Consider the following 24925-nt stretch of genomic DNA (forward strand, 5'->3'; position numbering starts at 1 on the left):
GCAGATGGCATGCCAGATACTGAACATGTGGTCAGGTTCTGCGCCATCAGTATTCGGGCAGATTTGTCAGGAGGTCTCTGCTCGCCGATGGTGCATCAAGCGGGTGCTGCCTGCTTATTGTGGCTTGAGTTGGGGCAACCGTCAGCCTCGCTGGCAGAACTCTGGCATGATGGAATCGACGCAGGAACGTGAATGACGTCGCTGTGGCCCGCGAGCCATGGCGAAATGATGGATGCATGCCTTGCCGAGGTAACTGCAACGACAAGAAGGAAATGGCGGGATGCTGGATGTGATGGACGATATTCGCTCGGCCGGCCGCAAGCTGTGGCGGGGCTTCGGGGTCAGCGTGGTGTTTGCACTGGTAGGGGGTGGGCTCTGGTGGTGGCAGGAGCGCGACTACCAGCAGTTCTACGTCTGGCAGGGCGTGCCGCAGGCGCGTGCACTGGATTGGAAGACGCTGGCGCGCGGCTTGCGCAGCGATGCCTATCTGGTGGGCTGGTCTGATCTGCGCGCCAACCCGCTGTGGGTGACATGGCGGCTCGAGAATACTCAAGGGTCGCGGCTGGGGGAGCGTCCTGACGAGTTCGAGCGCGACTGGCGCTCGCTGTGGCCCGTCACGCCGGATAGCTATCGCAACAGTGGCTACGACCGCGGACACCTGGCGCCCAACTACGCCATCGGCAAGATCTACGGCGTCAAGGCGCAGCATCAGACCTTTCGCATGACGAATATCTCGCCACAGACACCGGCGCTCAATCGCAAGCTCTGGCAACGGCTGGAAGCCGCCATCATGGACAGCATCCTTCCGCGCGAAGGCGCACTATGGATCACGGCAGGGCCGGTCTTCAGCGGCAGTATCGAGCGGCTGCCCAATCTGATCGAGATTCCCGATGCCTTCTACAAGATCATCATCTCGCCCGGCTCGGGTCGGCAGGCACCGCGTGCGCTGGCCTTTCTCTTCCCGCAGCAGGTGAGGGGAGATGAGCCGCTGGACCGTTTTCTGGTCAGCATCGATCGCATCGAGTCTCTGACAGGGTTGGACTTCTTCCATGAGCTTCCCGATGACGTCGAGCAGCGCCTCGAGGCGCAAGTCGTGCGCGATGGCTGGCAGGTCGACAGTTTCAGTCGTACGCCATCACGTTACTGAGCGCGCTGCCAAGGTCCGACTGACAGGAACGTACTGAAGGAGTTCGGCGGACAGGTGCCGACTGAAGGGGTGCAGCTGAAAAGAGTTATCCACAGCGCCAGGCGTAGTAATGGGTGTGGACAAGTTGCGCATGAGGAGGGCGGTATTTTCTTCGCGACATGCGAAAGACAACGCAGGGCGCTGTGGGTCTGAGCAAAACAAGAGGGTGAGTCAGTCAGGATATAGCGAGGGAGAGTATCGCGATGTGAGCAGCAGGCGCTGCGAGGATGCATCGGATATCAATTTGATGGTGCCCAGAAGAGGACTTGAACCTCCACGTCCATACGGACACTAGCACCTGAAGCTAGCGCGTCTACCAATTCCGCCATCTGGGCATCAAGTTGTGTGCTGAAGTCTCAAGAGCTGAGTCTTGCAGCTGAACGAGCATGAAATCCTTGGTAGTGGATGCCATGTTCCCTGTTCGAGTGCGCATCGTGGTGCCCAGAAGAGGACTTGAACCTCCACATCCTTACGGATACTAGCACCTGAAGCTAGCGCGTCTACCAATTCCGCCATCTGGGCGAAGCGCGATACAGGGGTCGTTCGTTGTGAGTCTGACGTCCGTGGTGCCCAGGAGAGGACTTGAACCTCCACATCCTTACGGATACTAGCACCTGAAGCTAGCGCGTCTACCAATTCCGCCACCTGGGCAGACATCAGAACTCGTTTCGGTCCGCAGACCCGGATCAGCAGTCAAGTTGTTGAAACTTAAATGCTTTACCCGTTTTCTGGTATCCATCTTAACGTGTGTCACGCCAACATGAAACCTGAAATTGGTGCCCAGAAGAGGACTTGAACCTCCACGTCCATACGGACACTAGCACCTGAAGCTAGCGCGTCTACCAATTCCGCCATCTGGGCAAGTGGTGCCGAATAATACGGATGTACTGCGGGAATGCAAGCTTTTTCTTTCATGTCCTGCTGAGCGAGCCGCAGAAAGCCTCTCTCGCTTGATGAGGGAAGACAGAAGACAGGCAGAGGACAGACAGAGGACAGACAGAGAACAGACAGATGAAGCTCATCAATTGGCGAGCTTTCAGACTTGAGAGTCTGGCCTCGGGCCGCCATTGAGAGCACTGAATGGCCCCTCCGCCGTGATGAGTGGCGGGGAATGGTTGGGTCGGCCCAAGGGTAGAGGCTATAATGCGCGGATGAGAGACAACCTGTCATTCCGTGCCGCGATCGCTGCCCGTCTCGAATTCATCGTCAAGGAATCCTGATTAATGACCCAATGGACGCTCAGCGACGACCCGCACGCGGAACGCGAAGCCCATAAGTACGACAAGCCCATCCCCAGCCGAGAGTTCTTGCTCGACAAGCTGGAAGAGTATGGCAAGCCCATTACCCACGAGAACATGAGCCGCATGCTCGGTTTCGAGGACGAGGAGCAGCAGGAAGCTGTGCGCCGTCGCCTCAATGCCATGGAGCGTGATGGTCAGGTGCTGCGCAATCGTCGCGGTGCCTATGCCCTGATCGACAAGCTGGATCTGATCCGTGGCCGCGTCGTCGGTCATCGCGACGGCTTCGGCTTTCTGGCGCGCGAAGATGGCGTCAAGCCGGACCTCGCCGTGCCGCCGCGCCAGATGCGTCGCGTCTTCCATGGTGATCAGGTGCTGGCTCGCGTCAGTGGCCGTGACCGTCGTGGCCGCGACGAGATCACCATCGTCGAGGTGCTAGCGCGCAACACCCAGACCCTGGTCGGCATCTATCGTCAGTCCGAGCCGGACTTCGGTGTGCTGATTCCCGAGAACTCGCGCATCGCGCAGGAAGTCATCATCCCCAACCGCGTGGCCAATGGTGCCAAGGACGGTCAGGTGGTGTCCGTGCGCATCACTCAGCAGCCCGCCACACGCGTGCAGCCGGTGGGTGAAGTGGTCGAGGTGCTCGGTGAGCGCATGGATCCGGGCATGGAAATCGATATCGCGATCCGCTCGCACGATATTCCCAGTGAATTCCCGCCGGAAGTCGAAGACCAGATCTCGACCATCTCCGCCGAGGTGCTGGAAGAAGACAAGAAGGGCCGTATCGACCTGCGCGAGACGCCGCTGGTCACCATCGATGGCGAAGACGCGAAGGACTTCGATGACGCCGTCTGTGCCTGGCAGGACGACAACGGCAACTGGAAGCTGCTGGTCGCCATCGCCGACGTCTCCCACTACGTGCGTGGCGGCAGCCCGCTGGATCAGGAAGGCTATGTGCGCGGCAACTCGGTGTATTTCCCGGGTCAGGTCGTGCCGATGCTGCCGGAACTGCTCTCCAACGGTCTGTGCTCGCTCAACCCGCATGTCGATCGTCTGACGCTGGTCTGTGAGCTGACCATCTCTGCCAGCAGTGGCGAGATGCTCGACTATCGCTTCTTTGAAGCCGTGATCCGTTCACATGCTCGCCTGACCTACGAGAAGGTCGGCACCATGCTGACCGACCCGGAAAGTGAGGAAGGTCAGGCACTGTGCCAGCAGTACAACGAACTGCTGCCGTCGCTGCACAACCTGCACGCGCTGTACGGCGTGCTGCGCAAGGCGCGTGACAAGCGCGGTGCCATCGACTTCGAGACCACCGAAACGCAGATCCTGTTCAACGATGAGCGCAAGATCGAGCAGATCGTGCCGCGTACCCGCAACGACGCGCACAAGCTGATCGAGGAATGCATGCTGGCGGCCAACGTCGCGACGGCACGCTTCCTGGATGAGCACGATCTCCCGGCCCTCTATCGTGTCCACAAGCAGCCGGCACCGGAGCGTCTGAACAACCTGCGCGCCTTCCTGGGTGAGCTGGGGCTGACGCTGGAAGGTGGCGACGAGCCGGCACCCAAGGACTTCCAGGCACTGCGTGCCTCGATCGCCGAGCGTCCGGACCTCGACATCATCCAGACCGTGATGCTGCGCAGTATGACCCAGGCGGTCTACTCGCCGCAGAACGAAGGTCACTTCGGTCTGGCCTACGATGCCTACGCGCACTTTACCTCGCCGATCCGTCGCTATCCGGATCTGCTGGTGCACCGTGCGATTCGTTCCGTCATCCGTGGTCCGCGCAAGACCGACACCGTGCTGCGCGCTGAAGATGCCGTGACCGAGCGCCCGACCAAGTGGTGCCCGTACACCTTCGAGCAGATGCTCGAGCTGGGTGAGCACTGCTCGATGACCGAGCGCCGCGCCGATGAGGCTACGCGTGACGTCAACGACTGGCTCAAGTGCGAGTTCATGAAGGACAAGGTCGGGGAAGTGCTGGAAGGCACCGTCGCGGCAGTCACCCAGTTCGGCCTGTTCGTGCGTCTGGATGCCTACTACGTCGAAGGCCTGCTGCACATCTCCTCGCTGCCGTCCGACTACTATCACTACGAGGCCGAGAAGCATCGCCTCAAGGGTGAGCGTGCCGGCGTCAGCTATGGTCTCGGCGATGGCGTCACCGTCCAGGTGGCCCGTGTCGACATGGATGAGCGCAAGATCGACTTCATGCTCAGTGACCCGACGCCGCGCCCCAAGCGCAAGCCGCGCAAGGCGCGCAGCAGCGAGGGCGACAAGCCGGCAGCCGGCAAGAGTGGTTCCACTGCCAGCAAGGAATCCGCCGCCAAGGGACGTCCCGGCAAGCGTGAGCGCGAACGCCTCAAGTCCCTGACCGAGGAAGTCAGTCAGGAAGGCAATGGCAACGCGGCTGCGGCTGAAAAACCGGTAGGTGAGCGTCCGCCGCGCAAGCCGCGCGGTGAGCGTGGCGAGCGCAGTGATCGCTCGGGCCGTGGAGAGCGCAAGGCCGCCGCTGGCAATGAGCAGCAGCCCGCCGCAGAGGCGCCGGCTGCGGCGCGTCCGGCCGTGCCGAGTGGTCCAGAAGCTGCCGACAGCCCGTTCGCGCCGGTCGCGCCGATGGGTGCCGCAGGCAAGGACGACCCGTCGCGCAAGCGGGGTTCGCGCTCGCGCGGGCGTCGCGGTAACGGCCGTAGCTGATTTCGGCTCTGCTCCTCGCGCGTCACTGCATCAGCCCCGGCTCCGGTCGGGGCTGATGCGTTGGGCAGTCGTCAGGCTGCACGATTTCAAGGCTGTCGCGTCGGCGGCAGCTCAGTTTCCGTCAATGTGACAGGGCCCGTCGGGTCATCAGTCAGGAAGGCACAATGAGTCAGGACAAGGGGCGCAAGCCCGGCCGCGGCAAGCCCGCCGGCGAGCGTGCTAGTCACGCCAGAAGTGAGCATTCCCGAGGTGAGCGCAGCGGCGCTCAGCGTCACGAGCGTGGCGGGGCACGCAAGGGTGGCGCTCGCGCCGCCGCGCCGAAGATTCCCGGTGGCCTGGAAGCCGTCTATGGCGTGCACGCCGTGGAAGCCTTGCTGGCACGTGACCGCGCACCCAGCGAGCTGTGGGTGCAGGCGGGCGAGGCCGAGCTGCGCCTGAGCGAGATCATCGAGCAGGCGCGTGCCGCCGGCTCGCGCGTCACCCTCAAGGGGCGCGAGGAGCTGGATGCACTGGCCGTCGGCGGTGGCGCCCATCAGGGGCTGGTCGCGCTGTGCGCGCCGCTGGCCACCGAGAACGAGACCGGCCTCAAGCTGCGTCTCGATGGCTGGTCCCACGCAGAAGCTCCGCTGTTTCTGGTGCTGGACTCCGTCACGGATCCGCACAACCTCGGTGCCTGCCTGCGCAGTGCCGATGCCGCGGGCGCCCATGGCGTCATCGTGCCCAAGGACAAGTCGGCTTCACTGAATGCGACCGTGCGCAAGGTGGCCTGTGGGGCAGCGGAAGTGGTGCCGGTCTATCAGGTCACCAACCTGGTCCGCACGCTGGACGCCATGAAGGAAGCCGGTGTCTGGGTGCTGGGCACGGCGGGCGAAGCCGAATCCATGGCCTTCGAAGCCGATTTCACCGGCCCGGTCGCCATCGTGATGGGCGCCGAGGGCAAAGGCATGCGTCGTCTGACCCGCGAGCATTGCGACAGCCTGATCAAGCTGCCGATGGCGGGCAGCGTCTCCAGCCTCAATGTCTCGGTTGCCGCGGGCATCTGCCTGTTCGAGGCCGTGCGTCAACGCCGCGGTTGAGGCAATTGTCGGCAGGGGATAGTCAGGGGACGGGCAAGAGAAAGGCAAGAGAGAGGCAAGAGAGCAGCGGCCGGTGGAACGGGCTGGCTGTCTTTCACGGGCCGCTTGCCAAGCCCTTGACTCCTCTCTACAATACTGCGGTTCTGTGAAGTGCAGTCTGCAGTGAATGCGCGGCATGGGGGCACCTGTCCTCGCCCGCGCGCGTCTTTCGTGGCCTTCGGGTCTGAATGGCACAACCGTAGTAATCACTCCACTCCTTGCTTCCCGGCCCGAGACGCGCCGTGGGGGCTGTCAAACCGAAAGGAGCCAAGCCATGCGTCACTACGAGATCGTGTTCATGGTCCACCCGGACCAGAGCGAACAGGTTCCGGCCATGATCGAGCGTTACACCTCCATCGTGACCGAAGCCGGCGGTACTGTGCATCGTCTGGAAGATTGGGGTCGCCGTCACCTGGCCTACCCGATCAACAAGATCCACAAGGCCCACTACGTGCTGATGAACGTCGAAACTACCGGTGAGGTGGTCGAAGAACTCGAAACCATCTTCCGTTTCAACGACGCCGTCATCCGTAACCTGGTTGTGCGTTCAAAGGAAGCGGCCATCGAGCCGTCTCCGATGATGAAGCCGGCTGAAGAGAAGCGTCCGCGTCGCGAAGACAAGCGTGACGAATCCGAAGCTCAAGACGCTAACTGATACCGCACCCCCAGGAGGTCATTGCAATGGCACGTTTTTTCCGTCGTCGCAAGTTCTGCCGCTTCACCGCTGAAGGCGTGAAGCAGATCGACTACAAGGACATCGAAGTCCTGAAGTCTTACATCACCGAGACCGGCAAGATCGTCCCGAGCCGTATCACTGGCACCAAGGCACGCTACCAGCGTCAGCTGGCGACTGCCATCAAGCGTGCTCGCTACCTGGCTCTGCTGCCGTACAGCGACAGCCACCAGTAAGGCGACACCATGATGCTGGCACTGGCACGCTGGGCCATGCGCGGCCCCCTGCAATGCATCGCGATTGCATTGCTGACGGGAATCGTGCCCTGGTTCTTCTGGTTCAGTGCCGCCATCAGTGCGCTGGTCACGCTTCGGCGTGGCCTTGCGCCTGCCGCACCCGTAGTCATCGCCGCCGCCGTTCCGGCCGGTTGGTGGTGGGTACAAGGCGATCCGGTGCCTCTGGCAACCGTATTGCTGGTCACCCTGATGGCAACCCTGTTGCGCGCTCGCGTGCGATGGGGTGAGGCGCTGATAGGCGCCAGCCTGACGGCGGCACTGATGGTGCAGTCCGGGATATTCCTGCCACCAGGCGGAGCCGGTCCACTGCTTGAGAGCATTCGCAAGAATGCCCCTGAGCTTGACGCACGCTTGAACGACTTTGCCGCTCAAGGTGTGCCGACTGAACAGCTCGCAGGGCTGGTCATCGGTGGTATTACCGGGTTGGTGGTCCTGCTGGCCGCCACGGGCTGTCTGGCCCTGGCGCGCAGTTGGCAGTCCGGGCTCTACAATCCGGGTGGGTTTCGCAGCGAATTCCATGCCTTTCGGCTGAGTTTGCCCGAAATCCTGATACTGGCAGCCTGCGGGATCATTGGCGTATTGCTCAATGTACCTGCAGTGCTCCTGCTGATCTGGATACCGCTGCTGGTGGCGGGCATTGCCCTGGTACATGGTTACATCGGGTTAAAGGGGATGAGCGGGTTATGGCTCGTCGGCGTCTATTTCATGATGCTGACCACCTGGCCCACGATTCTGATTTTGCTGCTGTTGGCGCTTGTGGACGTCTTTGCGGATTTTCGCGCACGTCTCGCCGGCAGTCATCGATAAGAGGTTTACGAGATGCAAGTCATTCTGCTCGACAAGATTGGCAAGCTGGGCAACCTGGGTGACCAGGTTTCCGTCAAGGCTGGCTTCGGTCGCAACTACCTGCTGCCGTACGGCCTGGCAGTTCCGGCCACTGCTGAAAACCAGGCAGCTTTCGAAGCTCAGCGCGCTGAGCTGGAAGCACAGGTTGCAGAGCGCAAGACCGAAGCTGAAGCGCGTGCCGCTCAGCTGAACGAAATCGAACTGTCCCTGGTCGCCAAAGCTGGCGAAGAAGGCAAGCTGTTCGGTTCCATCGGTCCGCGTGATCTGGCCGAAGCTATCGCCCAGTCTGGCATCGACATCGCCAAGAGCGAAGTCCGCATGCCGGAAGGCCCGCTGCGCAACACTGGCGAATACGACATCGTGCTGCAGCTGCACGCTGAAGTGACTGCCACTGTCCGTGTGGTCGTGGTCGGCGAGTAATCGCTGATTTGCAGTGGCTGGCCGGTGATCCGGTGTAGCGACTGCTGCGGTACCCAAGCCGCCTTTGCATCCTCGATGCGAAGGCGGTTTTTTCATGGGCGCGATTTGTCGTCGGTGTGGCATTTGCCTGGTCGCCGGCGAGGCGATGACGCACAAAATCCGGTAGAATGCCTGCCCCCGTCAGGAAGAGGTTTCGGCGTGGGCGCGGCGGTTGGCAGGCTTGCGTCAATGCGTGAAACTAGAAGCCCCCGTGGGCATGTCAGTCATCAGCAGGAGTCAGCCAGGCATGAGCGAGATTCAGGATCAGGATCGCGAGACGGCAGCGCTCAAGGTGCCGCCCAATTCGCTGGAGGCCGAGCAGTCGGTGCTTGGCGGCTTGATGCTGGACAACAGCGCCTGGGATACCGTCTCCGAGCGGCTGGTGGCCGACGACTTCTATCGCTATGAGCATCGTCTCATCTACAACGCCATGTCTCAGCTGGTCGGCGGCAGTCGCCCGCTGGATGTGGTGACGCTGTCCGAGCTGCTGGAAAGTCGTGACCAGCTCGAGTCGGTCGGCGGGCTGGCGACCCTCGCTGAGCTTGCGCGCAACACGCCCTCGGCCAGCAACATCAAGGCCTATGCCGACATCGTTCGCGAGCGCGCCACGCTGCGCAAGCTCATCCAGGCGGCCAACCAGATCGCCGAGAGCTCCTTCAGCCCGCAGGGCCGTGATGCCGATGAGCTGGTCAACGAGGCCGAGCGCCTGGTGTTCCAGATCAGCGAGTCGCGGCCCAAGAGCGGTGGCCCCAAGGGCATGAGTCAGCTGCTGACCGGCGCGGTGGACCGCATCGATGAGCTGTTCAATCTCAAGGGCCAGATGACGGGCCTGTCGACCGGCTTCCGTGATCTCGATGACATGACCTCCGGCCTGCAGCCGTCGGATCTGGTGATCATTGCCGGCCGTCCCTCGATGGGCAAGACCACCTTCGCCATGAACCTGGTCGAGCATGCCGTGGTCTCCGGCGACAAGCCGGTCGCCGTGTTCTCGATGGAGATGCCCGCCGAATCGCTGATGTTGCGCATGATCTCCTCGCTGGGCCGCATTGATCAGACCAAGGTGCGTACCGGCCAGCTGGAAGACGAGGACTGGCCGCGTCTGACCTCGGCGGTCAACCTGCTCAAGGACAAGCAGCTGTTCGTCGATGACACCGCGGCGCTGTCGCCCAACGAGATGCGCTCGCGCTGTCGACGCATGGCGCGTGAGCATGGCGGCATCGGCCTGATCATGATCGATTACCTTCAGCTGATGCAGGTGCCGGGTCTTTCCGAGAACCGTACCGCCGAGATCTCCGAGATCTCGCGCTCGCTGAAGGGCCTGGCCAAGGAATTCGCCTGCCCGGTCGTGGCGCTCTCGCAGCTGAACCGCTCGCTTGAGCAGCGCCCCAACAAGCGTCCGGTGATGTCGGATCTACGTGAATCCGGCGCCATCGAGCAGGATGCCGATGTCATCGCCTTCGTCTACCGTGATGAGGTCTACAACAAGGACAATCCCGACAACAAGGGACTGGCCGAGCTGATCATCGGCAAGCAGCGTAACGGCCCCATCGGTACCGTTCACATGGCCTTCATCGGCAAGTACACCCGTTTCGAGGACCTGGCGCCCGACAGTTATGGCCAGGCCTTCGCTGAATAACGTGATGCGTACGCGCGTCAATCATGTACCCGGGCGGCGGCATCGCCGTTGCCTCGCAAGACCCGCACTGACGGGGAGGAGATAGCATGGCAGGTGGATTTGGGCGCGGACGCGCACGTACCCCCAAGCTGCAGGGCCGCGGCACGCTGGAGAGCCTGGAGCGTGAAGGGCCCTTCAAGGAATGGCTGGGCATGCCGGACCTCTACCGCTTCACGCTGGTCGTGGAAGGTGAGAGCTACAGCTACCAGACCGAAGACAGTGAAGTGCCGGTGGTAGCCGGCGACATGGTCGTCTTCCGCTACAAGGAGACCAAGGCGGGCAAGTGGATCGACCGCAACTCCCTCGGCAAGGCCATCGACCCCAACTCGCTGTAAGCGTCATTTGAGCGCTTGAGGATCACGCCATGCTGGCTGCCAGGCCGGCATGGCGTGATCCTGCTTTGATCGAGATAGTCGGTACATCGAGATAGTCGATCTGACGTCTGGCATCCCCTCTGTCGGATGAGGCGCCTCATGCGCCGCGTGGCACCTTTGTCATCCCTCTGTCATATCAGCATGTTCAGATTCTGACATGCTCCCATCCCCGTCCCTGCAAGCCGCTCATGGCCAGCCTGTCGTCGAATCCTGTCATGCACTGGAGGCGTTGCTGCGTCTGCGCCAGGTGAGCATGCATTTCCAGCCCATCGTGTCGTCCAACGGCCGTGAGGTCTTCGCCTATGAGGCGCTGGCGCGCGGGAGTGCCGCAGGGCCGCTGGCCTCACCGCTGACGATGTTCTCGGCGGCGCGCGAGCACGGCCGCCTGGTGGAGCTCGACAGCCTGTGTCGCGAGCGTGCGCTCGAGCAGTGGTCGACGCTGGGCCTGACGGAGCGGCTGTTCATCAACGTGTCTCCCGATGTGCTGCTGGATGGCGCCCACTCGCCCGGCCTGACGCGACGCCTGCTGCGGCGCTTCGGCCTGCGTCCGCATCAGGTGGTGATCGAGCTGACCGAGCAGACGCCGGGGCTGGATTCGGCGCTGATGCGGGAAGCCGTCAGCCATTATCAATCGATGGGCTTCGCCATCGCGCTGGATGATCTCGGGGAGGGCTATGCCAGCCTCAAGCTGTGGTCGTCGGTGCAGCCGGACTTCGTCAAGATCGACCGTCATTTCATCAGTGGTATCCATGCCGACCCGCTCAAGCGGCGCTTCGTGCGCTCGATCATCGATATCGCCCACGGCAGTGGCAGTCAGGTGATCGCCGAGGGAATCGAGCATGAGGCGGAAATGGAATGCGTGCGCCAGCTGGGGGCCGACTACCTGCAAGGCTGGTTGTTCGCGCCAGCCGAGGCCGACCCGCTTGGCCAACGCGCTGCGCTCGACCGGCATCTGCGCCATCTGAGTCGTAGGCTGCAGCAGCGCCCACCGCCAGGCCGCAGTATCGGCAGCCTGGCGCGCGCCGTGACGCCGGTGCAGCAGGATGTCACCGTCAATGAGGTCGCCCAGCGGCTGCATGCCGAGCAGGAGGTGATGTCGCTGGCCGTGGTGGACGAGCAACAACGCCCGGTGGGCCTGATCATCCGCCATCGCCTGCTGGGGCTGCTGAGCCAGCGCTTCGGGCCGGAACTGCATGCGCGTCGTATGATCCATGAGGTCATGCAGAGCAGTCCGCTGCGCGTCGAGGCGGATGAGACGCTGGAGCGCGTCTCGGCCAAGGTGACCGGCCGCGAAGGCAGCGATCGCGATGAGGACTTCATCATCACGCGAGGCGGGCGCTATCAGGGGCTGGGGCGCACCCTGGATCTGCTGCGCATCATCACGGAGCTGCAGGTGGCGAGCGCCGAGGAGGCCAACCCATTGACGCGCCTGCCGGGCAACGGGCCGATCGAGCGTCAGTTGCTCGACTGCGTGGCTGGCGCGGGCTTGGGCTTGGGCGAGGGCTTGGGCGAGGGCTTGCGAGAGGGCTTGCGAGAGAACAGCAGCGCGCGCAGTGCCGAGTGGGCCGCGATCTATCTGGATCTCGACAACTTCAAGCCCTTCAATGACCGCTTCGGCCACGCGCAGGGCGACCGCATGCTGCTGGCGCTGGCGACGGTATTGCGCGATGCGCTGCAGGAGGGCGACTTTCTCGGCCATGTCGGCGGCGATGATTTCGTGATGACGCTGTGCATGACCGAATATCACCGGGCACTGCGCCTGACAGCGCTCGAGCAACGTCTGGCTGGCCTGCAGTCGGCATTCCAGCATGCGGTCGCCAGCCTGTATCCGGCCGATGTGCTGGCAGCGGGAGGTTTTCAGGGCCACGACCGCTTCGGCACCACGCGCTTCTTCCCGCTGACGCGATTGTCACTGGTTGCGCTGCATGGTCTTGCCGGGTGCGAGACGACCCGGATCGCCGCGCGCTGGAGCGAGCTCAAGAGCGAGGCCAAGGCGCGGGACTCCGGGCGTGTCATCGAGGCGTGTGCCTCACCAGTGCAGTGATCTCTGCCTGCGAGTCACTCAATCGTCATCCGCCTGCCCCATGACTGTCATCGCTGGCCATCAGTCTGGCGTGAAGCCTTGAAGTTCATCCTGAAGTGTCGGGCTGCTCGGATGCCTGAGTCGCCCAGCCCCTGTTTTCACGGGCTATCCTTGTACCACGTCGTCGTCTTACGGCCTTACCATGCGCAGTCCCCTGGATGCGCAGGAGTCTTTACATGTCCAGAACCGCCAGCATCTTCACGCCGTCCGCTATCTTTACCAGCAATCTGCAATCCTTGATGGCCGAATACCCTGCACTGGAGGCACGCGTGATCAGTCATGCCGCCAGCCGTTTCTATCAGGTCCAGCTGGTGCTGGAAGCCGCCGGCGAGGAAGAAGAGGAGCGCAGTGAGCTGCTGATGAAGCGCGGCAAGCCGATGCTGTTCCGCTCGCTGGAGGATGTCTACAGCGAGCTCAAGCGGGGCGGGATGTCACGGGCGTGGCTGGTCTCGCAGGTCGCCAATGACGAGATGATCGGCCGCCCGCCGCAGTACCACCAGCCCTTGAGCTCACGTATCCCGTTGAGCTTCTGAGCCCGCGCCTCCTGGCTCAAGTGTGCTTTTGAGGCACCCAGCGGCCAATGCGCTCGCGATGGCGGGCAAAGAAGCGGTAACTCAAGTCCATCAGCGGGCGCAGGCCCGGTAGCAGCGACAGGCGCACCAGGCGCCGATAGCCGAGTACCGAATAGAGTGCTCGGCTGGCATCCATGCCGACATACCACTCCCCGCGTGCGTCCTGCACATGCAGACGTCCCATCATCGTCTCGAAGCTCAAGCCCAGCGCCTGAGGCGAGAAATCTGATGCACGGATATCCACCGTTCTGACCCGCTCCCGCCCGGGATGCCTGGCCAGCCAGGCGACCTCGCGCTGGCACAGGGGGCACTTGCCATCGTGGTAGAGCGTGACCGGTGCGCTGGCTTGCCAGATGCGACTCATGAGGATTCCTTGTCGGTCGTGAGACTGGAGGGTGCGGCGTAGTAACCGGCGCGATGGGCATCACTGCCATAGTCCGCGGCGCTGTCGAGGCGAGCCAGAAAGGCGTCGGCCTGTTGCAGCAGGGCTTCGCGCTTGTCGTCCTTCATGCGTCGCCAGCTGCCGTAGACCAGTGACATGCGCGGATTGCGTGACAACGCCTCGCGATGGCGCTCGATGAAGTGCCAGTAGAGGCTATTGAACGGGCAGGCATGCGGGCCGGTGACCTTCTTCGGCGAGTACTGACACCTGGCGCAGTGATTGGACATGCGGTCGATGTACTTGCCCGAGGCACAGTAGGGCTTGGAGCCCATCAGGCCGCCATCGGCATGCAGCACCATGCCCAGCGTATTGGGCAGCTCGACCCATTCACAGGCGTCCACATAGACCGCCAGATACCAGTCGCATAGTGCCTCGGGCTTCACGCCGCACAGCAGCGCGAAGTTGCCCGTGACCATCAGGCGACGAATGTGGTGGGCGTAGGCATGCTCGCGGGTGCTGGCGATGGCCTGATCCAGACAGCGCATGCCGCTGTCCCCCGTCCAGAAGAATTCCGGCAGGTTGCGGCTGGCTTCCAGCCGGTTTTCGCGCTTGTAGCCGGGCATGCGTGTCCAGTAGATGCCGCGCACATATTCGCGCCAGCCGAGTATCTGACGAATGAACCCCTCCGCCGAATTGATCGGCACCTCGCCACGCCGCCAGGCGGTGTCCACGGCGCTGCAGACCTCCTGCGGGCTCAAGAGGCCGATATTGAGCGCGGCAGACAGGCGTGAATGGAACAGGAACGGGTCGCTGTCCTCGATGGCATCCTGATAGCGGCCGAAGTCCGCCAGGCAGTGATCGAGAAAATGCGCGAGGTCAGAGCGGGCCTGGGCGCGCGTGACAGCCCAGTTGAAGTTCTCGAGGCTGCCGAAGTGGCGCTCCTCGTCACTGGCCTGCTCCCCGAAGCGCGCCGCGACCAGCGTCAGCACCTCGCGGGTGGTCGCATCCGCGTGATGGGCATGCACCGGCGGCGGTGGGGCGTGGAAGTCGTCTGGAATCGGTTCGCGGTTGTCGTGGTCGTGGTTGAACTTGCCGCCGGCGGGTTCGCTGCCTTCCATCAGCAGGTCGGTGTCACGGCGTTGCTCGCGATAGAAGTACTCCATGCGCAGTTGCTTGCGGCCCTCGGCCCAGCCGGCGAAGGCTGCCGGCGTGGTGAAGAAGCGTGTGTCCTCGAGGACTTCCCAGCGCACGCTGCCGGCCTCGCGCCGCGCCAGAAAGTCGTCCAGCAGCCGCCACTCGCCGGGGCGGGTCACCAGCACGCCATCACACTGATACAGGGCAGCCAGACGCTCTGCCTCGCCGGTCAGACGCTGGAGGTTGTCCGGATCCTCCAGTCGGCTTTCATGTACCTGCCAGCCACACTCCCTGAGTTCCTGGGCGTGATGGCGCATCGCGGCCAGCATCATCGCGATCTTGTGCGGGTGGTGCGGCACGTAGCGGCCTTCCTCCTCGACCTCGCAGAAGGCGATCACGCTGTCGGCGGGTGCCTGCTTGAGGCTTGCCAGGTCATGGCTGAGCTGGTCGCCGAGGATCAGCACCAATGGCCGCGCGAAGTCATGACGCGTCGCCAGGCGCAGAGTAGCGGGAGTGGTATCGGGCACGAGGACTCCGGAGGGGTTGTGACAATAATTGTCTTAAAGCTATACAAATCGTGATGATAGTATAACTTCATCCCTCACGCACAGGGCGAGCTGGTAATATGACTGCGCTGTCGTGAAGTTGGCTGCGCTGCGGTGAAAGTGGCTGCGCTGCCGCTTCACCTCTCTTCTTGCCCCTAGTCAGGAGTCCATCATCCATGAGTACCCCGCGTTTTGGCGTCATGCTGGTCAATCTCGGCACCCCCGATGCCCCGACCCCCAAGGCGGTGCGCCGTTACCTCGCGGAGTTTCTCGGTGATGTACGCGTGATCGACCTGCCGCGTCTGCTCTGGCTGCCGATTCTGCATGGCCTGGTGTTGACGACGCGTCCCAAGAAGGTGGCCGAGGCCTACGCCTCGGTGTGGACGGAAGACGGCTCGCCGCTGATGGCGATCGGCAAGCGTCAGCGCGCCGCGCTGGAAGCACGCCTGGCCGAGTCACTGGGCGAGGACATTCCCGTCGAACTGGCGATGACCTACGGCAAGCCGACCATGGAAGAGGTGGGGCGCAAGCTCGCCAGCCGCGGTGCCGATCGCATGCTGATCCTGCCGCTCTATCCGCAGTTCTCGCGCACGACCACCGCCGCGGTCTTCGATCGCCTGGCGCGTGCGCTCAAGCCGTGCCCGCATCTGCCGGAGCTGCGTTTCGTGCGCGACTATCACGACCACCCGGATTACATCGCGGCGCTGGCCACCAGCGTGCGTGAGCACTGGGAGAAGGAAGGCCCGCGTGGCAAGCGCCTGCTGATGAGCTATCACGGCATTCCCAAGCGCTATGCCACCGCAGGCGACCCCTACCCGACGCAATGCGAGCGCACCAGCCAGTTGCTGGCCGAGGCGCTGGGGCTTGGCGACGATGAGTGGGCGATGACCTATCAGTCGCGCTTCGGCAAGGCCGAGTGGCTCAAGCCGTACACCGATGAAACGCTGAAGGCGTGGGGCGGTGAAGGGCTGGAAAGCGTCGATGTCATCTCGCCGGCCTTCGCGGCTGACTGTCTCGAGACGCTGGAAGAGCTGGAGGAAGAGAACCGCGGCTACTTTACCGAATCCGGTGGTGGCGACTTCCGCTACATCCCGGCGCTCAATGACCGCAGTGACCATATCGATCTGCTCGAGGCGCTGTGTCGCCAGCATACTCAGGGCTGGTAACGAGCAAGCCCGTCATACTGCCATTGCCCGAGAAATGAAAACGCCCCACCAGTCATCACTGGTGGGGCGTTTTCATGTTGCTGGCCTGCTGTTCGTGAATCCGCTCCTGCGAATCAGCGCTCGTGAATCCGCCCTCGTGGCTTGGCCCCGCTTGATGAGGGCCTGCCTGGCGATAGCCGAGAGCCGATCACGGCAGGCGGGATTCGCTGGACTCGGCGTTGACCTCGTCCGGCTCCTCGGCGACTTCGAGTCGCTCCGGCACGTTGCGTGTACGGCTGTCCGCCACCAGCTTCTGGTGCAGCGCCGCCTTGGACAGCAGGTGAGCGGTCACGGGGGCGGTAATGAACAGGAAGATGGACACCAGCATTTCCTGAAAGCTGAAGTGGCCGGTGGTGGCGCGGAAGTAGATCATCGACGCCATCAGCACGCAGCCGACCCCCAGCGTGGTGGTCTTGCTGGGGCCGTGCAGGCGCATGTAGAAGTCCTTGAGGTGCGTCAGTCCCAGAGAGCCGATGAAGGCAAACAGGCCGCCGGCAACCAGGAAGAAGGCGATCACGCCTTCGAGGACAGGATAGAACCAGGTGGGCATGGGGAGTCTCCGCTCAGGTCATTCGATGATGTCGCCGCGCAGCAGGTACTTGCAGACTGCCACGGTGCTGACGAAACCGAGCATGGCGATCAACAGCGCCGCCTCGAAGTAGGACTTGCTGTTGAGCTGGATGCCGAACAGCACGATCAGGGCGATGGAGTTCACGTACATGGTGTCCACCGCCAGAATGCGGTCCGGCAGGTCCGGCCCGATGGCGAGCCGGAAGACGTTGAGCACCAGCGAGGCGGCGAACAGCGCGATGCTGATCCACAGGGCGATGTCTAGCATTCGAAGATCTCCTTGAGCGGACGCTCGTAGCGCTGGCGGATCTCGTCGATCAACTCCTGCTCATCCTCGACATCCAGTGCGTGGATGATCAGATGGCGACCATCCAGCGTCAGATAGGCCGAGACCGTGCCCGGCGTCAGCGTGATGGTGCTCGACAGCAGGGTGATCGGGAACTTCTCCTCAAGCTCCAGCGGATAGCGCACGAAGGCCGGACGGAACTTGGCGCGCGGATTGAGGATCAGGTAGGACACCTGCAGGTTGGCGATGATGATGTCCATGATCACGCGCAGGAAGTAGCTGATCAGCCGCCAGGGCTTCTGGAGGTCGGGCTGCGGCTCCCAGAAGCGGTAGGTCAGGATGGGAATCGCGATGGCCAGCACTGCCCCGAGCAGGATCTGACCGGGCGCGACGCTGTTCTGCAGCATCAGCCAGACGATCAGCAGCAGCACCGACAGCATCGGCGTGGGCAAGAGACGGGAACGAGGCTTGATCATGAGACATCTCCCTTCAGCGGCGGTGCGGTTTCCGGTGCCGCGTCCTTGCCGAGCAAGGATTCAAGATAGGGGGCCGGGTTGGACAGCTGCTCGGCGGTGGCCTTGGTCCAGTTCGCCAGCGGCCCCGCGAAGATGACCAGCATCAGCGCGGCCGAGATCAGCCCGCCAGTGGCGATGCCACGGGCTACGCCGATGCGCTCGCCGCTGGGTTCGGCCTTGCTGGTGCGCCAGAACACGCTGGAACCGGCGCGTGAGCAGGCGACCAGCGAGCACAGACCGGCCAGCAGCAGCAGCGGCCACAGCCAGATCTGCTGCTCCGGCGTCGCCGAGGCGAGAATCAGCGCCTTGCCGATGGCGCCCGAGAACGGCGGCAGCCCGGCGGCGGCGGCGGTGCCGATCAGGAAGAGGCCGCCCAGCAGGCCTGCCTGCAGCAGCGGGCGCGAGCGCACGATGCGTGCCCCGGCCTTGCCGCGCTGACCGGCGACCACGTCGACCAGCAGGAAGAGCCCGCCGGTGACCAGCGTCGAGTGGATCAGGTAGAACAGCAGCGCGCTGTCTGCCTCGATCGTGTTCATGCCCAGCGCCGTCAGCAGCGTACCCACCGACACCATCACCAGATAGGCCACCAGGGTGCGCAGATCACGCGCCGAGAGCACGCCCAGCATCGCCACCACCAGGGTGGCGAGTCCCGCCCACCACAGCCAGTCACGACCGAGGTCCGCCAGTGCGCCAGCGTTGTCGGTGAAGATCAGCGAGTAGACGCGCAGGATGGAATAGATGCCGACCTTGGTCATGATCGCGAACAGCGCCGCCACCGGCGCCGAGGCCGCGGCATAGGCGCGTGGCAGCCAGAAGTACAGCGGCAGCATCGCCGCCTTGAGGCCGAACACCACCAGCAACAGCAGGCCACCGGCTTCCATCAGACCGGCACGGCCCGGGTCCAGCGTAGTGACGATGACCGCCATGTCGGCCATGTTCAGGGTGCCGGTCACGCCGTACAGGATACCCAGCGCGATCAGGAAGAATGCCGAGCCCATCAGGTTCAGCACCACATAGTGCAGCGCCGACAGCGTGCGTGCCTTGCTGCCGCCATGCAGCAGCAGGGCATAGGAGGCGATCAACAGCACCTCGAAGAACACGAACAGGTTGAACAGGTCGCCGGTCAGGAAGGCGCCGTTGATGCCCATCAGCTGCAGCAGGAACAGGCCATGGAAGTTGGAGCCGGTCTCATCGATGCCCGCCGTGGCGTACAGACAGGCCAGCAGGCCCAGCAGCGAGCTGAGCAGCACCATGGTCGCCGACAGGCGATCCAGCACCAGCACGATCCCGAACGGCGGCTGCCAGTCGCCCAGCGCGTAGTAGCGGATGGTGCCATCACCGGCCTGCACCACCAGCGCGATGGCGATGGCCACCATCAATGCCTGGGCCACCAGGCTGACCGTGCGGCGCAAGGTCGGTGAGGTGGCACGACTCAGCAGCAGGCCCGCCCCCACCAGCAGCGGCAGGACAATCGGAAGGACAATCAGGTGTTGCAGCATCACTTGGTGTCCTCTTTCTCTTTCGAATCATCCAGGCGATTGCCGTTGACGTGGTCACTGCCCAGGTCGCCGCGCGCGCGCATCGCCAGAATGACCACGAAGGCCGTCATGGCGAAGCCGATCACGATGGCGGTCAGCACCAGCGCCTGGGGCAGCGGGTCAGCTGCTGGTGAGCCGGCACCGACCACGGCTGGATTGCCGTGCATCGCAAGGCCACCCATGGAGAACAGGAACAGGTTGACGGCGTAGGACAGCAGCGTCAGGCCGACCACGACGGGGAAGGTGCGGCCGCGCAGGGTGAGGTAGACACCGCAGGCGGCCAGCAGGCCGGTGGTAGTGGCGTAGAGGGCTTCCATCACATCTTCTCCTTGGTCGGGCGATGCGGAGTCGTCAGCTTGCCCAGATTGGCGAGAATCATCAGGGTCGCGCCGACCACGGTCAGGTAGACGCCGAGGTCGAACAGCAGCGCGGTGGCCAGCTCGATTTCCCCGATGACGGGCAGGGTGAAGTGGCCGAAGGAGGATGTCAGGAACGGATAGCCGAACACCCAGCTGCCGGCGCCGGTCAGGCCGGCGATCAACACCCCGGCCGCCGCGACGGGCTGATAGGGGAAGCGCAGCCAGCGCTGCGTCCAGTCCACGCCACGCGCGATGTAGAGCAGGATGATGGCCACTGCCGTCACCAGGCCGGCGATGAAGCCGCCGCCCGGGGCATTGTGGCCACGCAGGAAGATGTAGACCGAGACCAGCAGTGCCAGCGGCAGCAGCGTCTGGGAGACGGTGGCCAGGATCATCGGATGGCGATCCGGCGACCAGCCACGTCCATCCAGGTCACTGGACGGCATGAACAGGCGCAGGCGGTTGAGCAGCTTGAAGATCGCCAGGCCCGCGATGCCCAGTACGGTGATCTCACCCAGCGTATCGAAGCCACGGAAGTCGACCAGAATCACGTTGACCACGTTATGGCCACCGCCACCGGAGACCGCATTGGCCATGAAGAAGTCGGAGATCGACTCCACCGGGCGGGTCAGGATGGCGAAGTTGAGGCTCGCCACCACCACGCCGAAGGCACTGGCCAGCAGCACGTCGCGCATGATGCGGCGTGCGCTGGATTCCTTGGGCGTGCGCTGGGGCAGGAAGAACAGCGCCAGCATCAGCAGGATCATCGTCACCACCTCGACCGCCAGCTGGGTCAGTGCCAGGTCCGGTGCGGCGAAGCGCGCGAAGGCCAGCGAGGTCATCAGGCCGACCACGGACAGCATCAGCAGCGAGATCAGACGCTTGCGGTGGGTGATCGCGGTACCGAGGCCGGCCAGGCCGGTGATCACGGCGCCGGTCAGCAGCATGCCATCGAAGGGCTGTTGCTCAAGCTCTCCACCCAGTTGCGGCACGACCAGCAGGCCGATGCCGACGAACAGCAGCGCGGTCAGCAGCAGCCACAGCATGTAGCGCTGCAGCGAGCCATTCTCGAAGCTGTCCATGCTGCGCTCGGAAAGCTTGACGAGGCGTTGCACGTTGGCCTCGAACACCAGCAGGGCATTGCGGGCGCGGAACTGGCGCTGGAAGGAATAGAGGTGGTGGCGCAGGGCATAGACGGCGACGCCGCCCGCCAGCGCGATACCGCTCATCAGCAGCGGCAGATTGAAGCCGTGCCAGATGGCGAGACTGAAGTCCGGTACCGGCCCGGCCAGCACGCTGGCGGAGGCACTGACCAGCAGGTCCTTGATCACCAGCGACGGCAGAATACCGACCAGCAGACAGATCAGCACCAGCACCTCGATGGGCAGCTTCATGTAGCGCGGCGGCTCATGCGGGGTCTTGGGCAGATCCTTCGGCTCGCCATTGAAGAAGACGTCGTGGATGAAGCGCAGTGAGTAGGCCACCGACAGGATGCCACCGAGGGTCGCCAGCGCCGGAATCAGCCACGACAGGCCGCCCAGCAGCTGGGCATCGAGGCTCTCGGCGAAGAACATCTCCTTGGACAGGAAGCCGTTGAGCAGCGGCACACCGGCCATCGAGGCCGAGGCGACCATCGCCAGCACCGTGGTATGCGGCATGTAGCGATACAGGCCGTTGAGCTTGCGGATGTCACGCGTGCCGCACTCGTGATCGACGATGCCGGCGGCCATGAACAGCGAGGCCTTGAAGGTGGCGTGGTTGATGATGTGCAGCAGGCCCGCGACGGCGGCCATCTGGCTGTTGAAGCCGAACAGCAGCGTGATCAGGCCCAGGTGACTGATGGTCGAGAAGGCCAGCACGCCCTTGAGGTCCTGCTTCATCAGCGCGAACCAGGCGCCATACAGCAGGGTGGCAAGACCGGTCAGACTGACGATGTAGAACCACAGGTCTGTCCCCGCGAGCACCGGGTGCATGCGCGCCAGCAGGAAGACACCGGCCTTGACCATGGTGGCGGAGTGCAGGAAGGCGGATACCGGCGTCGGTGCCGACATCGCGTGGGGCAGCCAGAACTGGAACGGGAACTGGGCCGACTTGGTGAAGGCGCCCAGCAGCACCAGTACCAGCGCGACCGGATAGAGCTCGTGGGAGCGGATCTGGTCCGCCGCGGCCAGCACGTCATCGAACTGGTAGCTGCCGACGATATGCCCGATGACCAGGATACCTGCCAGCAGTGCCAGACCCCCGGCGCCGGTGACGGTCAGGGCCATGCGGGCGCCCTTGCGCGCCTCGCTCAGCTGGTACCAGTAACCGATCAGCAGGAAGGAGCTCAGGCTGGTCAGCTCCCAGAACACCCACATCAGCAGCAGGTTGTCTGCCATCACGATGCCGAGCATCGCGGTCATGAACAGCATCAGGAAGCTGTAGAGGCGTGCCAGCGAATCCTCGCCCGACAGGTAATAGCGGGAATAGAGGATGATCAGCAGGCCAATGCCGAGAATCAGCAGCACGAACAGCCCCGACAGACCATCGAAGCGCAGCGACAGGTTGAGTCCCAGCTCCGCGATCCAGGGCAGATGGAACTGGGGCACCATGCCCGAGAAGACGTCTCCGAGGTGGAAGACGGCGATACCGAGTGCTAGGGCAGGTGCCACCGCGGTCAGCCAGGCAAGGCGTGCACGGGGCAGATTTCTGGCCATCAAGGGCACCAGGGCACCGAGTAACGGCAATAGCACGATCAACAGCAGGGTCATGGAAGACTCGCTCCAGTCGTTGTTGTAGTACGTAGTCCGTCATTCGTGGGCAGCGCAGACACAGGCTCAGGGCCGGACTGCCAGCTTCGAGATCGGGAGGCGGAGTTTCGGCCACTGGGTGCCGACAGAATAGGCGAGCGCACTGCAGGTTGCCGCGATGAAGTGCCGGACACACGAGACTCTGTCAGGAAGACGTTCTCATGGGGCCATGCGAGACACGACATGCGTCACGCGGCAGCAAGGGTTGGCAGTGGCTGGCTCAGGCTGCACGGAGGATCTGGCGCGGGTTCAGCGCGTCAATCGCTCCGGGCATGACGTTACCGTCGCAAGGGGCGGATCCGTCAGGAAGGGGAGTCGCACGGCACGGGGTGCCAGCATCCAGGATGGGATGAGGTCCGCAGCGCGTCCCCGGCTGCCCGCGACGGGCAGACGGCGAATATGCCGGGTTGGTGCGGTCATGTCATGTCTTGCGAGCATGGCCGTATTCCTCCTGAAGCCCCTGGATGACAAGTGTGTGTTCGAGTGGAGACACTTGCGCGATCTTGTTGAAAACATTGATGGAACGTGACCTAACCTCTCGAATGTATCACGCACTTGCACCCCTCGCCAGCGCATGCCCGACCCGCCGGAACGCGACATGTACCGTGTGAAGTGTTGTACAAGATGTCGATTTTCTTGTACAAATATTGCACGCCATACGTTCCACGGAGTCATCATGCACGAGGTCGCCAGCATGAATTCGGGCAACGCACCGGAAACCTCTCTGGTGTGGTTGCGTCACGACCTGCGGCTGGAAGACAACCCGCTGTTCGCGCTGCCCCTGTCCCGTCGCCCGCATCAGATGCTGGTGATGTATGTCTTCGACCGTCGCTGGCTGACGCCGAGCGACGGCTTGCCGCGCTTGGGGCCCGCGCGTCTGCGCCTGTTGTGGCAGAGCCTGATGAACCTGCGTGGCATGCTGCTGCGCCGCGGCAGTGACCTGCTGGTGCGCGTCGGGGACCCCGTCGAGGAAGTACTGACGCAGGTCGCCCAGCATGATGTCCAGTGCCTGGAAGTCAGCCGCGCCGCCGCGCCGGAAGACAGCCGCGCCCTGCAGCAGCTCTCACGGCGTCTGCCGGCCTCGACCCGGCTCCACTGTCATCCCCCTGACCAGATCGCCTTCGACAGCCAGCTGCTGGATGGCCCGTTGCTTGATCGCCTGCTGCCGGGCAGATTCCCCCGCGAAGAGACGGCTCGCCTGCGTGTGGCGCATGAGGCGTCCTGCGTCGCAGACGAGCGTGCGGCTCCCTCCAGTGATCTCACTCTGCGTGACACTGCCTCTGCTGACACAGGTTTTGCTGGCACAGCCTCTGCTGATACAGGCGCTTCAGGCGATCATGACGCCCTGGCGACCTGCGCCGCGCTTGCCTCGCAGGTGCTGCGCGCCAGTGGTGGCGATGACGCTGGCGTGGCCGACCTGATGCTGCCGCCTTGTGCTGTGTTGACGCCGACGCCCGGCACCTTGCAGGCACGCCCTCAGCGCGAGGCTCTGTCTCAACACGAGGCTTTGCCGACAGGGCTGAACGATGAGCAGTGGCGCGCCCTGTGCGAAGCGCAGTCACCCTTGCAGGGACTGCCCTATTCCCTGCCGCCGTGGCCCGATTCTGCCTCGCGTGGCTTTCCGCCGCTGGATGCCATCTGTGGCTCGGCGCAAGCCTGGCAGCCGGCGACTGCCAGGCTTGCGGAGCTGCTGGGCGGCGAGGAGCCAGCCCGCGCATACCTGTCGACCTTGCTGTGGGGCAAGGCCTGGGCGAAGGGAGATGCCGGCAAGGGCGATGACGACTCGATAGAAGGGGCGTCCTATCAGCGATCGCACTCTGCCGATGGCGAAGGCGCTGGTGTGCCGACGGGGCTGGCACCTCAGCGGGAGGCGGGGAAGACGCTGGACGCTATGCAATTGATGGCGCGCCCGGCGGATGCATGGCCACTGGCAGCATGGCTGGCGCTGGGTTGCATCAGTCCGCGCCGCATTCTGCAGGTACTGGATGCCCGCCGCCGCGAGGCGGGTGATGAGGCGATCAATCAGCAGCTGCTGGCCATCGTGCTGCAGCGCGAGTGCTGGCAGCGTATGCTGCGTGACAAGGATGAGGAGGCTCGCGCGGCCTGGTATGGCGCTGCGTTGCGGGAAGACGCCGCAAATGACGCCGCCTTTGCGCGCTGGAGCGAAGGGAGAACCGGCGATGCCCGGGCCGACAAGGCCATGCAGGTGCTGGTACGTGAAGGCTGGTTGCCGTGGTCCGAGCGCAAGTATCTGGCCGGTGCCTGGCTGGAGGGCGGCGGCGACTGGCGGTTGGGCGCGCGCTGGTTCGAGCGTTGCCTGCTCGATTACGACGCCGCCATCCACTGGGGTGAATGGCGGCATCTGGCGGGCTTCGATGTGTGATC

General features: G+C 63.7%; 21 protein-coding genes and 4 tRNA genes. 13 read left to right on the top strand and 12 right to left on the bottom strand.

Features of this window, described 5'->3' with window-relative positions; genetic code table 11:
* Nucleotides 1–280 precede the first annotated feature (280 nt).
* Complete coding sequence (locus LCW13_RS01650) at nt 281–1147, top strand: DNA/RNA non-specific endonuclease (RefSeq protein WP_225347493.1); 867 nt, start codon at nt 281–283, stop codon at nt 1145–1147.
* Between the two features lie 287 nt (nt 1148–1434).
* Here LCW13_RS01650 and LCW13_RS01655 read toward each other — a convergent pair.
* The 4 genes from LCW13_RS01655 to LCW13_RS01670 all read right to left on the bottom strand — a co-directional run bounded on the left by LCW13_RS01655 (nt 1435) and on the right by LCW13_RS01670 (nt 2047).
* Nucleotides 1435–1521 (bottom strand) — tRNA-Leu (locus tag LCW13_RS01655).
* Between the two features lie 100 nt (nt 1522–1621).
* Nucleotides 1622–1708, bottom strand: a tRNA-Leu gene (locus LCW13_RS01660).
* Nucleotides 1709–1750: 42 nt separating this feature from the next.
* A tRNA-Leu gene (locus tag LCW13_RS01665) sits at nt 1751–1837 on the bottom strand.
* Between the two features lie 123 nt (nt 1838–1960).
* Nucleotides 1961–2047: transfer RNA gene (locus tag LCW13_RS01670), tRNA-Leu, on the bottom strand.
* A 362-nt stretch (nt 2048–2409) separates the two neighbouring features.
* Here LCW13_RS01670 and rnr point away from each other — a divergent pair.
* The 10 genes from rnr (at nt 2410) to LCW13_RS01720 (ending at nt 13178) form a co-directional block, all read left to right on the top strand.
* Nucleotides 2410–5124, top strand: a complete 2715-nt coding sequence (rnr, locus tag LCW13_RS01675; protein ID WP_084589528.1) for a ribonuclease R — start codon at nt 2410–2412, stop codon at nt 5122–5124.
* Between the two features lie 164 nt (nt 5125–5288).
* Complete coding sequence (gene rlmB / locus LCW13_RS01680; RefSeq protein WP_082388189.1) at nt 5289–6200, top strand: 23S rRNA (guanosine(2251)-2'-O)-methyltransferase RlmB; 912 nt, start codon at nt 5289–5291, stop codon at nt 6198–6200.
* Nucleotides 6201–6513: 313 nt separating this feature from the next.
* Nucleotides 6514–6894: a 30S ribosomal protein S6 gene (rpsF, locus tag LCW13_RS01685; protein ID WP_043334756.1), complete on the top strand. Its 381-nt coding sequence runs from the start codon at nt 6514–6516 to the stop codon at nt 6892–6894.
* 26 nt (nt 6895–6920) lie between these two features.
* Nucleotides 6921–7148 (top strand): 30S ribosomal protein S18, encoded by a 228-nt coding sequence (gene rpsR / locus LCW13_RS01690; RefSeq protein ID WP_024952281.1) that lies wholly within the window; start codon nt 6921–6923, stop codon nt 7146–7148.
* Between the two features lie 12 nt (nt 7149–7160).
* Nucleotides 7161–8015: a hypothetical protein gene (locus LCW13_RS01695; protein WP_043334783.1), complete on the top strand. Its 855-nt coding sequence runs from the start codon at nt 7161–7163 to the stop codon at nt 8013–8015.
* Between the two features lie 12 nt (nt 8016–8027).
* On the top strand, nt 8028–8474 hold the full coding sequence (rplI, locus tag LCW13_RS01700) for a 50S ribosomal protein L9 (RefSeq protein WP_043334754.1): 447 nt from the start codon (nt 8028–8030) through the stop codon (nt 8472–8474).
* 286 nt (nt 8475–8760) lie between these two features.
* Nucleotides 8761–10149, top strand: coding sequence for a replicative DNA helicase (dnaB, locus tag LCW13_RS01705; RefSeq protein WP_165873876.1), 1389 nt, complete (start codon nt 8761–8763; stop codon nt 10147–10149).
* An 86-nt stretch (nt 10150–10235) separates the two neighbouring features.
* Complete coding sequence (locus LCW13_RS01710) at nt 10236–10523, top strand: hypothetical protein (protein ID WP_043334752.1); 288 nt, start codon at nt 10236–10238, stop codon at nt 10521–10523.
* Between the two features lie 196 nt (nt 10524–10719).
* Nucleotides 10720–12606 carry a bifunctional diguanylate cyclase/phosphodiesterase gene (locus LCW13_RS01715; RefSeq protein ID WP_064503322.1) on the top strand — a complete coding sequence of 629 codons (1887 nt, stop codon included), beginning with the start codon at nt 10720–10722 and terminating at the stop codon, nt 12604–12606.
* A gap of 215 nt (nt 12607–12821) precedes the next feature.
* Nucleotides 12822–13178 (top strand): DUF6482 family protein, encoded by a 357-nt coding sequence (locus tag LCW13_RS01720; RefSeq protein WP_225347494.1) that lies wholly within the window; start codon nt 12822–12824, stop codon nt 13176–13178.
* 16 nt (nt 13179–13194) lie between these two features.
* On the opposite strand, the gene LCW13_RS01725 is transcribed toward LCW13_RS01720, so the two are convergent.
* Entirely contained in the window at nt 13195–13581 is a 387-nt protein-coding gene (locus LCW13_RS01725; RefSeq protein ID WP_043334750.1) for a thiol-disulfide oxidoreductase DCC family protein, read from the bottom strand.
* A complete protein-coding gene (locus LCW13_RS01730; RefSeq protein WP_225347495.1) occupies nt 13578–15260 on the bottom strand; it encodes a cryptochrome/photolyase family protein in 1683 nt (560 codons plus the stop codon). Before LCW13_RS01730 ends, LCW13_RS01725 begins: the two co-directional genes overlap by 4 nt.
* A gap of 194 nt (nt 15261–15454) precedes the next feature.
* Here LCW13_RS01730 and hemH point away from each other — a divergent pair, with 194 nt between their 5' ends.
* Nucleotides 15455–16444 carry a ferrochelatase gene (hemH, locus tag LCW13_RS01735; protein ID WP_043334748.1) on the top strand — a complete coding sequence of 330 codons (990 nt, stop codon included), beginning with the start codon at nt 15455–15457 and terminating at the stop codon, nt 16442–16444.
* A gap of 187 nt (nt 16445–16631) precedes the next feature.
* On the opposite strand, the gene LCW13_RS01740 is transcribed toward hemH, so the two are convergent.
* Genes LCW13_RS01740 through LCW13_RS01765 form a run of 6 tightly spaced genes read right to left on the bottom strand, consistent with a single transcriptional unit; the run spans nt 16632 to nt 22501 of the window.
* Nucleotides 16632–17033, bottom strand: a complete 402-nt coding sequence (locus tag LCW13_RS01740; protein WP_043334746.1) for a Na+/H+ antiporter subunit G — start codon at nt 17031–17033, stop codon at nt 16632–16634.
* Between the two features lie 18 nt (nt 17034–17051).
* The gene (locus tag LCW13_RS01745) at nt 17052–17321 is read right to left on the bottom strand and encodes a K+/H+ antiporter subunit F (RefSeq protein ID WP_043334744.1); all 270 of its coding nucleotides are present in this window, start codon (nt 17319–17321) and stop codon (nt 17052–17054) included.
* The gene (locus tag LCW13_RS01750; protein WP_043334742.1) at nt 17315–17815 is read right to left on the bottom strand and encodes a Na+/H+ antiporter subunit E; all 501 of its coding nucleotides are present in this window, start codon (nt 17813–17815) and stop codon (nt 17315–17317) included. Before LCW13_RS01750 ends, LCW13_RS01745 begins: the two co-directional genes overlap by 7 nt.
* Nucleotides 17812–19353, bottom strand: coding sequence for a monovalent cation/H+ antiporter subunit D (locus LCW13_RS01755; RefSeq protein ID WP_052384719.1), 1542 nt, complete (start codon nt 19351–19353; stop codon nt 17812–17814). The genes LCW13_RS01750 and LCW13_RS01755 overlap by 4 nt, the downstream gene beginning before the upstream one ends.
* On the bottom strand, nt 19353–19709 hold the full coding sequence (locus LCW13_RS01760) for a Na+/H+ antiporter subunit C (protein WP_043334740.1): 357 nt from the start codon (nt 19707–19709) through the stop codon (nt 19353–19355). The genes LCW13_RS01755 and LCW13_RS01760 overlap by 1 nt, the downstream gene beginning before the upstream one ends.
* Nucleotides 19709–22501: a monovalent cation/H+ antiporter subunit A gene (locus tag LCW13_RS01765; protein ID WP_225347496.1), complete on the bottom strand. Its 2793-nt coding sequence runs from the start codon at nt 22499–22501 to the stop codon at nt 19709–19711. Before LCW13_RS01765 ends, LCW13_RS01760 begins: the two co-directional genes overlap by 1 nt.
* Nucleotides 22502–23216: 715 nt before the next feature.
* Between LCW13_RS01765 and LCW13_RS01770 the strand changes: the two genes are divergently transcribed.
* Nucleotides 23217–24923, top strand: coding sequence for a deoxyribodipyrimidine photo-lyase (locus LCW13_RS01770; RefSeq protein ID WP_052384718.1), 1707 nt, complete (start codon nt 23217–23219; stop codon nt 24921–24923).
* The last annotated feature ends 2 nt before the right edge of the window (nt 24924–24925 follow it).

Source organism: Cobetia amphilecti (assembly GCF_020217465.1).
In the GTDB taxonomy this organism is placed as follows: domain Bacteria; phylum Pseudomonadota; class Gammaproteobacteria; order Pseudomonadales; family Halomonadaceae; genus Cobetia; species Cobetia amphilecti.

Excerpts from the sequence above, each read along its gene's own strand:
- LCW13_RS01650 (WP_225347493.1), top strand. The coding sequence starts at position 281 with ATGCTGGATGTGATGGACGATATTCGCTCGGCCGGCCGCAAGCTGTGG.
- rnr (WP_084589528.1), top strand. The coding sequence starts at position 2,410 with ATGACCCAATGGACGCTCAGCGACGACCCGCACGCGGAACGCGAAGCC.
- rlmB (WP_082388189.1), top strand. The coding sequence starts at position 5,289 with ATGAGTCAGGACAAGGGGCGCAAGCCCGGCCGCGGCAAGCCCGCCGGC.
- rpsF (WP_043334756.1), top strand. The coding sequence starts at position 6,514 with ATGCGTCACTACGAGATCGTGTTCATGGTCCACCCGGACCAGAGCGAA.
- rpsR (WP_024952281.1), top strand. The coding sequence starts at position 6,921 with ATGGCACGTTTTTTCCGTCGTCGCAAGTTCTGCCGCTTCACCGCTGAA.
- LCW13_RS01695 (WP_043334783.1), top strand. The coding sequence starts at position 7,161 with ATGCTGGCACTGGCACGCTGGGCCATGCGCGGCCCCCTGCAATGCATC.
- rplI (WP_043334754.1), top strand. The coding sequence starts at position 8,028 with ATGCAAGTCATTCTGCTCGACAAGATTGGCAAGCTGGGCAACCTGGGT.
- dnaB (WP_165873876.1), top strand. The coding sequence starts at position 8,761 with ATGAGCGAGATTCAGGATCAGGATCGCGAGACGGCAGCGCTCAAGGTG.
- LCW13_RS01710 (WP_043334752.1), top strand. The coding sequence starts at position 10,236 with ATGGCAGGTGGATTTGGGCGCGGACGCGCACGTACCCCCAAGCTGCAG.
- LCW13_RS01715 (WP_064503322.1), top strand. The coding sequence starts at position 10,720 with ATGCTCCCATCCCCGTCCCTGCAAGCCGCTCATGGCCAGCCTGTCGTC.
- LCW13_RS01720 (WP_225347494.1), top strand. The coding sequence starts at position 12,822 with ATGTCCAGAACCGCCAGCATCTTCACGCCGTCCGCTATCTTTACCAGC.
- LCW13_RS01725 (WP_043334750.1), bottom strand. The coding sequence starts at position 13,581 with ATGAGTCGCATCTGGCAAGCCAGCGCACCGGTCACGCTCTACCACGAT.
- hemH (WP_043334748.1), top strand. The coding sequence starts at position 15,455 with ATGAGTACCCCGCGTTTTGGCGTCATGCTGGTCAATCTCGGCACCCCC.
- LCW13_RS01740 (WP_043334746.1), bottom strand. The coding sequence starts at position 17,033 with ATGCCCACCTGGTTCTATCCTGTCCTCGAAGGCGTGATCGCCTTCTTC.
- LCW13_RS01745 (WP_043334744.1), bottom strand. The coding sequence starts at position 17,321 with ATGCTAGACATCGCCCTGTGGATCAGCATCGCGCTGTTCGCCGCCTCG.
- LCW13_RS01750 (WP_043334742.1), bottom strand. The coding sequence starts at position 17,815 with ATGATCAAGCCTCGTTCCCGTCTCTTGCCCACGCCGATGCTGTCGGTG.
- LCW13_RS01755 (WP_052384719.1), bottom strand. The coding sequence starts at position 19,353 with ATGCTGCAACACCTGATTGTCCTTCCGATTGTCCTGCCGCTGCTGGTG.
- LCW13_RS01760 (WP_043334740.1), bottom strand. The coding sequence starts at position 19,709 with ATGGAAGCCCTCTACGCCACTACCACCGGCCTGCTGGCCGCCTGCGGT.
- LCW13_RS01765 (WP_225347496.1), bottom strand. The coding sequence starts at position 22,501 with ATGACCCTGCTGTTGATCGTGCTATTGCCGTTACTCGGTGCCCTGGTG.
- LCW13_RS01770 (WP_052384718.1), top strand. The coding sequence starts at position 23,217 with ATGCACGAGGTCGCCAGCATGAATTCGGGCAACGCACCGGAAACCTCT.